The sequence below is a fragment of the Pseudomonadota bacterium genome (assembly GCA_010028905.1).
In the GTDB taxonomy this organism is placed as follows: domain Bacteria; phylum Vulcanimicrobiota; class Xenobia; order RGZZ01; family RGZZ01; genus RGZZ01.
The window spans coordinates 1-8,549 of sequence record RGZZ01000209.1 but is presented as its reverse complement, the minus strand read 5'-3'; the positions used below and the strand labels follow the sequence as shown (position 1 = coordinate 8,549).

At 68.2% G+C, this 8,549-nt stretch carries 8 protein-coding genes; 4 read left to right on the top strand and 4 right to left on the bottom strand.

The window, feature by feature from the left end; genetic code table 11:
• Positions 1–84 precede the first annotated feature (84 nt).
• Positions 85–858 carry a hypothetical protein gene (locus tag EB084_14335; protein NDD29435.1) on the top strand — a complete coding sequence of 258 codons (774 nt, stop codon included), beginning with the start codon at positions 85–87 and terminating at the stop codon, positions 856–858.
• Positions 831–1,952: a hypothetical protein gene (locus EB084_14330; protein NDD29434.1), complete on the top strand. Its 1,122-nt coding sequence runs from the start codon at positions 831–833 to the stop codon at positions 1,950–1,952. The genes EB084_14335 and EB084_14330 overlap by 28 nt, the downstream gene beginning before the upstream one ends.
• Positions 1,953–1,959: 7 nt before the next feature.
• On the opposite strand, the gene EB084_14325 is transcribed toward EB084_14330, so the two are convergent.
• Positions 1,960–2,313, bottom strand: coding sequence for a hypothetical protein (locus tag EB084_14325; GenBank protein NDD29433.1), 354 nt, complete (start codon positions 2,311–2,313; stop codon positions 1,960–1,962).
• Positions 2,314–2,372: 59 nt separating this feature from the next.
• Between EB084_14325 and EB084_14320 the strand changes: the two genes are divergently transcribed.
• Complete coding sequence (locus tag EB084_14320) at positions 2,373–3,737, top strand: hypothetical protein (GenBank protein NDD29432.1); 1,365 nt, start codon at positions 2,373–2,375, stop codon at positions 3,735–3,737.
• A 71-nt stretch (positions 3,738–3,808) separates the two neighbouring features.
• Here EB084_14320 and EB084_14315 read toward each other — a convergent pair whose 3' ends face one another.
• Positions 3,809–4,267, bottom strand: a complete 459-nt coding sequence (locus tag EB084_14315) for a hypothetical protein (protein ID NDD29431.1) — start codon at positions 4,265–4,267, stop codon at positions 3,809–3,811.
• 269 nt (positions 4,268–4,536) lie between these two features.
• Between EB084_14315 and EB084_14310 the strand changes: the two genes are divergently transcribed.
• Complete coding sequence (locus EB084_14310) at positions 4,537–6,150, top strand: amino acid permease (GenBank protein ID NDD29430.1); 1,614 nt, start codon at positions 4,537–4,539, stop codon at positions 6,148–6,150.
• 58 nt (positions 6,151–6,208) lie between these two features.
• Here EB084_14310 and EB084_14305 read toward each other — a convergent pair whose 3' ends face one another.
• Positions 6,209–7,090: a TIGR03620 family F420-dependent LLM class oxidoreductase gene (locus EB084_14305; protein ID NDD29429.1), complete on the bottom strand. Its 882-nt coding sequence runs from the start codon at positions 7,088–7,090 to the stop codon at positions 6,209–6,211.
• A gap of 78 nt (positions 7,091–7,168) precedes the next feature.
• Positions 7,169–8,549: hypothetical protein (locus tag EB084_14300; GenBank protein NDD29428.1), on the bottom strand; the 1,381-nt coding region annotated here is incomplete at its 5' end.

Sequence of the window (8,549 nt, the reverse complement as noted above, 5' to 3'; positions counted from 1 at the left end):
CATCGATGCAGGCGTCCCCTGCTGTTCAGTCGACAGGGTAGAGGTGGGGGGGGGAACGCGCCTTGTGCTGACGAAGCCCGTCGCGTGACCGCCACGCAACGCAGCCTCCTCATCGTCAGCCATCCCGGCCACGAGCTGCGGGTCTTCGGCTGGGTCAAGCGCCACCGTCCTGTCGTCGTGATCCTGACCGACGGGTCGGGTGGCCGAGGCGCCTCGCGCTTCCCCACCTCTCTGCGGCTGCTCGGTTCGCTGGGGGCAGAGGTCTACCAGGGGTGTCCTTTCCTGCGCGACGTCGACGCGTACGAGGCGCTCATGTCGGGCGAAACGAGTCGCTTCGTCGGTCTCGCTGACCACGCGCATGGCGCGCTGCGTGCGTTGGGTGCCACCTTCGTTGCGGGCGACGCGCGCGAGGGGTACAATCCCATGCACGATGTCTGCAGGGCCATCATCGATGCCGTGGTGACGCGCTGCCGCGCCGAGGGCGTCGTCGTGGCCAACCGTGACTTTCCGCTGATGGCTCGCCCTTCGACCGCGTCGACGGCGCGACGCGACGATATCATCGCGGTGCGTCTCGACGATGATGAGCTGGCCGAGAAGCTCGCAGCCGCACAAGCCTACGCCGAGCTCGAGGCCGAGGTGGCGGCCCAGCTCGTGGAGTTCGGGCCGGAAGCGTTCCGATGGGAGGGGCTTCGGCCGGTCGAGGGGGAGGCGTCTTTCGAAGACCCCCCGTTCTATGAGACCTTCGGCGAGCAGCGGGTTCGCGAGGGACAGTACGCGCGGGTGCTCCGCTATGGCGAGCACGTTCGTCCGGTCGAGCAGGCGCTGCGCGTGTGGGCCCAAGGGGGCACCCCCGCGTGAAGGTTCTCATCACAAACAGCTCCCTCGACCTTCGGACCGGCACCGACCTGTATGTGCGCGATCTTGCCGTGGCACTCATCCGTCGCGGGCACGCGGTGGTGGCGTGCTCGTCACGACTGGGGGAGGTGGCCGACGAGCTGCGCAAGCTCGCGGTTCCCGTCATCGATGAGCCGGCCGCCTGCCCCGTTACGCCCGACATCATCCACGGCCACCATCACGTCGACACCATGGGCGCGCTCTGCGCCTTCCCGGGGGTGCCGGCTGTGAGCGTCTGTCACGGGTGGGTTCCCTGGGAGGAGATGCCGCCGCGCCATCCGCGCATCGCCCGCTATGTGGCGGTCGATGAGACCTGTCGTGATCGGCTGGTGCTCGAGTGCGGCATCGATGCGCGGCAGGTCGACGTGCTGCTCAACTTCGTCGATCTCGATCGCTTCCGCCCGCGCGACCCACTGCCCGAGACGCCGCGGCGGGCACTGGTGTTCAGCAACCTGGCCCAGAAGAACGAGCACCTCGCCGTCATCGTCGAGGCGTGCCGACAGATGGGGCTGAGCCTCGATCTCATGGGACTGGCCAGCGGAAGCGCCCAGGCCTTTCCAGAGCGGGTTCTCGGCCGCTATGACATCGTGTTCGCCAAGGCGCGGTCGGCCATCGAGGCCATGGCGGTGGGGGCCGCCGTGGTGCTCACCGATCAGTTCATGCTGGGCGAGATGGTCACGCGTGCGGGCTTCGATCGCCTGCGGCCGCTGAACTTCGGAATCCGGACCATGACGCGTCAGCTGAGCCTCGCGCCCCTGCTCGAGGAGATGGCCCGCTATGATGCCGCCGACGCCGCCACGGTCTCGTCGCGGGTGCGCGCCGATGCCGGGCTTGATGATGCGGTGGCGCGCTGGATCGCGCTCTATGAGTCGGTGCTGGCCCAGCCGCCCGTGTCTGATCCGGTGGAAGAGCTGCGCGCCGTGTCGAGGTACTTGCGTGAGCTTGCGCCGCGGCTTCGCGACTACTACAGCCAGGTCGCCATCAGCCGGGACCTGACGGCGCAGCTGGCGCGCCTGCGCCAGCAGGGGGCGGGGTCGACGGCGCCCTCTGGCGGCTGAGCCTCGCTCAGCGGGGTGACACTGAGGCCGAGGGCGGCCACGATGGGCGCGGTGGGGCGGGCTCGAGGTTGTCCTCGGCGAGCGGGTCTTCGCCCTCGAAGGCGGCGCGGAACTCCTGCACGTCGAGCAGACCATCGTGGTCTGCGTCGTATCGGTCGAAGACGGCTGGCACCCCTTTGAACGAGAGGAACTCCGCCTTCGAGAGACGTCCGTCACCGTTGCGGTCGAAGCCTGCCAGCGTGCGGGCGAACACCTCGCGCGTGCTGCGCGTGGGCCGGGCGCGTCGTGTCTGGTAGAAGGCCGTCAGCAGCGCGACCTGCGCGATGACGAGAATCGTGAGGACCTTCTTCCATCGGGGCATGACCGGGCGATTATAGCACAGGGCAGGACTCCCGTCGCGAGCGCGCAGAAACGCGTCTCATGTCACGGCGCGTCATCGCCCTCCTGCTGGCCTTGTTGCCCTGCCTGCTCGTGGTGGGGGGCGGTCCCGCGGTGCCATGGAAACCCCGGCTCATCGTGCTGCTGGCCATCGACACCCTGCGCTCCGATCGGGTGGGCGCCTACGGGTGCGCGCGCGATACCACCCCGTTCCTCGACGAGATGGCAGCGGGAGGCGTGGTCTTCGAGAACGCGTTCAGTCAGGCCAACACGACGCTGCAGAGCTTTGCCACGGTGTTCACGGGGCGCCTGCAGCCCGCGTTCTCTCCGCACGATCCGGCCAAGGAGGCCTGGCGTCTCCCGTCAGAGCAACCCCTTCTCGCGGGGTTGCTCGCCGCCCGCGGATACCGTACCGTGGCCAGCGTCGCGGGTGGACATCTGCGCAGCCAGTTCGGCTTTTCCCGCGGCTTCGAGCGCTACGTGGAGCGCAACGACTTCGACTCCTTCCACAACACCATGCCCATCGCCCTCGAGATGGTCGATGAGGCGGCGCGTGGCACCACGCCCACGTTCCTCTTCGTGCACGGCTATGACGTGCACAACCCCTATCACAAGCCCCTGACCTTCGACCATCTGTTCGACCCGTCGTACGATGGCCTGGGAGAGACCATCTGTCGGCTGAAGTCACCGATCATCACAGACGGCTGGTACTGCGGCTACCGTGGCAGGGGCATGGTGTCGGTCAACCCGACCCGCGTCACCGCGCCTGACGCCGAGCACATCCGCGCGGTCTACGACGGCGCGCTCCGCTATGCAGACGTGCGGGTGGGGGAGCTGCTCGCCCGCATCCGCACGCAAGGGCTGGAGCGTGACACACTGGTGGTTGTCATGGGCGACCACGGTGAGCAGCTTCTCGAGACCGGACATCTCGGCCACGACATCGGGCTCGATGACCGGGAGACCCACGTCCCCCTCGTCATGTGGGCGCCTGGTCATCTGCCGGCGGGTCGTCGTGTCTCATCGGTGGTGGAGCTGCTCGACGTTCTCCCCACGCTTCTCGAGGTGGTGGGCGCGGAGGCTCCGCGTGAGGCCGAGGGGCGATCGCTGCTCGGGCTGGCGCGTGGCGCGGAAGACGGATCGGCCGATCGGGCCGCCATCGCTAGCAGCGCGCGCGTCGCCAGTCTGCGTGACGCCCGCTTCCGCTACGTCGAGGCTCTGCCCGGCGCCACGGCCGAGCCGGGGCCTCCCCTGGCCTGTGGTCTGTTTTCCGCAGCTGACCCCTCGAGCCAGCGCGACCTCACGAACGTGCCGGGCAACCGCGAGGTGGTGGAGGCGTTCCACAGACGTCTCTTCAGGCGCCTGGAGGGTTCGCCCGTCGGGACGCGCAGCGGCCCCGCGGGGCGTTGACGGCGCGCGTACCCGAACGGCTGCCGCGCGCGTGCCTCGCGACGCGCGCACGACGCGCTCATCAGGCGTCTCTAGTGCGGGGCCGGCGTGGCTCCTGCGGCGGGGCTTGCTCCCGGAGCTGGGCTCGCGGCCGGCGCGGATGCGATGGACGGCTGGTCTGCGGCCTTGCCCGTCGCGGTGTGGTGGCTTCCCTTGCACGCCAGCGCGAAGCCTCTGTCGTTCGTGGTGTAGCCCGCCGTGTACGTGTCGGCCTGGGCCGACGGACAGGTGGGGAGGCTTTTCAGGTACAGCGGCGCTACGGCGGTGAGCGCAGCGGGATAGGCCCCCTGCGATGCATTGGCATACAGGTCGAGGGCGGTGGCCATGAGCTTGAGGTTCTTCTCGCAGACGTCGAGCTGCTGCGCGGGCGTCGTGGGGGGCGCGGAGGGCGGAGGCTCGACGCGAGCCTGCTGGCTGCACGATGTGGTCGCGAGGGTCAGTGCGATGACGGCGCCCACGGCGAGGTGGCGAAATGGGGAGGCGTTGGGCATGGAGCAGACCCTCCTGACGAGATGGGATTGCGGTTCGCGGAACGACCTTCACCTCGTGGCTGGCGGTCGTTGTGGGGGAGCCTCGAACGGTTCAGGCAAGCGCGCGCGAGTCGGAGCCCTTTAGGGCAAGGAGGAGCGAACTCCTGCCCCGCTTCACGCTTTCGGTCGCGACGCACGGTCCTCATCAATGCGCAGCGCCGCCGCTACCGCAGGGGCAGGTCTGTGCCACCGCGAACCTCGCCGAGAGTCGAATTGGAAACGAGGATTGCATGCCGAGCCTGTCCCAGCTTTTCGAGACCAAGTCGGTGGAGAGCCTGCGCGAGAGCGCAGACGCCCCTGAGCACGCACTCAAGAAGAACCTCTCGGCCTTCGATCTGCTGATGTTCGGCATCGGCGCCATCATCGGCGCCGGCATCTTCTCGGCCATCGGATCGGCCGCTGGTGGCAACCCTGTCGACATGCGACCGGGCGCCGGACCGGCCCTGGTGATCAGCTTCATCGTCACGGCGGTGGCCTGCGGGTTCACGGGCTTGTGCTACGCCGAGATGGCCTCGATGATTCCCATCTCCGGCTCGGCCTACACCTACGCCTACGCCACCCTGGGTGAGCTCATGGCCTGGATCATCGGCTGGGATCTGCTTCTCGAGTACGCCGTGTCGAACGTGGCCGTGGCCATCTCGTGGGGCGGGTACTTCCGAACCCTGCTCGAGAACGTGGGCATCCACATGCCGCCCTGGATGTGCATCGATCCGCGCAAGGCGCTCGAGCTCAGCAAAGCGTATCTCGAGGGCCACGGCCTGACGCCAGACACCGTGACGCTCACGCAGAAGCTGGGCGTGTGGGCGCAGGTGCAGCAGGGCACGCTGAGCGGCGCTGACGCATTCGCCCACTGGGATGCCCTCGGCACGGCCCCCATCGTGGCGGGCTACCCCATCACCCTCAACGTGCTGGCCATCGCCATCACCGTGGCCATCACCTGGCTCTGCTACGTGGGCATCAAGGAGAGCGCGAAAGCGAACTCGATCATGGTCGTGGTGAAGCTGTTCATCCTGCTTGCCGTCGTGGTGGTGGGGGCGCGCTACATCGATCCGGCCAACTACCAGCCGTTCAGCCCGAATGGGTGGCAGGGCATCCAGGCGGGCGCGGGCATCATCTTCTTCGCCTTCATCGGCTTCGACGCCGTATCGACCACCGCCGAGGAGTGCAACGATCCGGGCCGCGACCTGCCGCGCGGCATTCTCGGGTCGCTGCTCATCTGCACCGTCGTCTACATCCTCGTGAGCGTCGTGGTGACCGGCATGATCAACTGGAAGCAGCTGTCGGGCATCGAAGACCCGCTGGCGTACGTGTTCCAGCAGAAGCAGATGTTCCTCTTCAGCACCATCGTGAGCGTCGGCGCGGTCATCGCCACCGCCGCGGCCCTGCTGGTGTACCAGATCGGCCAGCCGCGCATCTTCCTGGCCATGAGCCGCGATGGTCTTCTCGGGCCGTGGTTCGGTCGCATCAGCCCGCGCCATGGCACCCCGTCGAACGCCACCATTCTCACCGGCTTCCTGGTGGCGCTGCCCGCGGGCCTCATGAACATCGACGAGGTGGTCGATCTCGCCAACATCGGCACGCTCTTCGCGTTCGTCATCGTCTGCGTGGGCGTGCTCATCCTTCGCATGAAGCGCCCCGACATCGAGCGCAGGTTCAGCGTTCCGTCGGTGTGGGTGTGCGCGCCCCTGGGCATCTTGTCGTGCATCTGGCTCGCGCGCGGTCTGCCCAACGCCACATGGGTGCGCTTCTTCGTCTGGCTGGTGGTGGGGCTGGTCATCTACTTCGGGTATAGCATGCCGCGAAGCGTGCTGCACCGTCGCCTGCACGACGGCGAGGCATCCTAGGTCGCGCGGGCGACGCGGGCGCGCGCTGCGCGCCCGCCCGCGTGGCGAAGGTCTGACCTCAGACTGGCAGGTGCTTTGCCATCACGCGGTACGCATCGATGGGGAACGCCTTCGGATCTGCGCTCAGCGCCTGCAGGCAGACGTGATCTGCCCCCGCCGCGTGGTGTGCGGCGACCCGCTCGGCAACCTGTTCCGGTGTTCCCCACACGACGATGTCGTCGACCAGGCGATCGCTTCCGCCGTTGGCGATGTCTTCATCGGCGTAGCCCAGGCGCTTGAGGTTGTTGATGTAGTTGGGGGCCCGCAGGTACATCTCCATGTGCTCGCGGGCGATGGCGCGTGCCCGAACCGGATCGGTCTCGAGCACGAAGGCCTGCTCGGGGGCGAGCTTGCCTTTGCTTCCCATGACCCTTCTCGCTTCTGCCGTGTGCGCCACGGGCACGAAGTACGGGTGGGCGCCCCACGTGCGCTCGGCCGCCAGGGCCAGCATCTTCGGGCCGAGGGCGGCGAGGGCGAGCTGCGGAGGTGACGCGGGCCGCGGGGAGATGTAGGTCACCTTCTCCATGGCGTCGAGGTAGGCCACCATCTTCGTGTAGGGCTTCGAATAATCGTGCCCGCGCAGATGGTGCACGAGATGGGCGTGGCTCACGCCGAGCCCGAACAGGAAGCGCCCCGGATAGGCCTCTTCAAGGGTGAGGTGCCCTGTGGCCGAGGTCATGGCGTCGCGCGCGTAGATGTTGGCGATGCCGGTGGCGATGACAATGGAGCGCGTGGCGCCCAGGAGCATGGCAGACTGCGCCAGCGCTTCTCGCCCGACAGCCTCCGGAACCCAGATGGCGCCCCATCCCATGTCCTCGAGCTCGGCGGCGTACCGCGCCACGGCTGACCAGGGCTGCAGCTCGAATGCAAATGTCCACACGCCAACGCGCTTGAGGTCCATGGGGCTTGTGTCTCCTCGAGATCGAGATCGCCGCGGGGCACTGACAGCATCGCCAGCACGCAGGGCTGGGCACAGGGTTCAGTGCAGCAGGCGCTGGCAGGCTTCTCGCACGTTCCTCACCTGGGTGAAGAGCGACACGAAGCGATCGGCCAGGGTCTGCAGGGCGCCGTCGCCGCTTTCGAGGTGGCCGTGTCGCAGCCCTTCATGCAGGAATGCCCAGGTCGTTGCGGTCTGGTCTGCGAGGCCACGTCCCGCGAGCGCCTCGAAGATGGCCAGGTAGGGGCGCGCCGCGTCTTCCAGGCTCTCCTCGCTCGAGCGATATCGCAGAACGGTCTGGTAGTCGTTCATGATGCCCGCATAGGCGGGCTGGTGCTCGAGCAGCTCGGAGAGGGCCTCGAACAGCTGCACCCGGATCTCGAGCTCCTCGTCGTGCGCGCGGGCCACGATCTGCTGTGTGATCTCCACCGCGCGGGCCGGTTCGACGCCCCAGGCGACCACGCGGCGAAACACCTCTTCTCGCTCGCGCCGCGCTTCGGGGAAGGGGCTGCTGCGCCCCGCCTCACGATAGAGGAGCTGGAGCGGCTCGCGCGCCTTCTCCGGACCCACCACCCCCACCAGGGTCTCCATGGTGGCCACGGCATCGAAGAATGCGTCTCCCCCGACGTCGAGCTCGAGAACTGCCTCGTACACGGCAATGACGCGCGCCGTTCGCTCTGCTGCGCTGCCCCCGCCATCGCCGTGGGCGGCCACCGCCTCGGCCAGTCGCAGGAACGCGTCAGACCGCTCTTCGAGCGTGACCTCAGGAACCTCATAGTGGAGCGCATTCAGCACCCCCCCCAGGGAGCCGCGGTCGAGCTGTCCCTTTCGCGATGCGGGCACCAGCGTTCGCGTGAGCAGATCGAGCAGCGGAAGGCAGGGAGCGGCCGCGGCATCGATATCGTCGGGGTGGGTTCCGCAGACCTCCCCCAGGTCGACGCCCTCGATGCGCAGGAAGGCCCGCTCACCACGGGTGAGCGCCACGTATGCCCCCCAGGTACCGGGGGTCAGCACGTCGCCACCCGCGCTCTCGATGCCCGAGGCGGCCAGGCTCTGGAGCTTCTTGGCCAGCGCGGCGTTCTTCAATGACGCGGGGGCACCGGTGCCGTGGAAGTAGTCGAGGGAGGCCATCTGGTCGGCGGCCTCGACGTCGAACGCGTTGGCCTTGGGGTCGACGGCGCGCACGCGCTCGAGCCCACGGCTGGCGGACGCGCGCTTCTCGTCGAGCAGGGCGCGATAGGCGCCAGCCGCCTCGAGCGGCGTCATCTCCTCCGCCTCCCCGCGCACGAGCACGAACATCCATCCTGCGGCCTGCAGGTTGCGAAGGGCGATGGCCAGCTCGCGCTCCTTCAGGCTGGCGCCATCGGTGCGCCCCTCCATGAAGGCCTCCACCGAGACAGATGCCAGCCGGGTCGTGGCGGAG

What these genes read in the sequence shown, in the direction of transcription:
- EB084_14325 (NDD29433.1), bottom strand. Translation starts at nt 2,313, where the DNA reads ATGCCCCGATGGAAGAAGGTCCTCACGATTCTCGTCATCGCGCAGGTC.
- EB084_14320 (NDD29432.1), top strand. Translation starts at nt 2,373, where the DNA reads ATGTCACGGCGCGTCATCGCCCTCCTGCTGGCCTTGTTGCCCTGCCTG.
- EB084_14315 (NDD29431.1), bottom strand. Translation starts at nt 4,267, where the DNA reads ATGCCCAACGCCTCCCCATTTCGCCACCTCGCCGTGGGCGCCGTCATC.
- EB084_14310 (NDD29430.1), top strand. Translation starts at nt 4,537, where the DNA reads ATGCCGAGCCTGTCCCAGCTTTTCGAGACCAAGTCGGTGGAGAGCCTG.
- EB084_14305 (NDD29429.1), bottom strand. Translation starts at nt 7,090, where the DNA reads ATGGACCTCAAGCGCGTTGGCGTGTGGACATTTGCATTCGAGCTGCAG.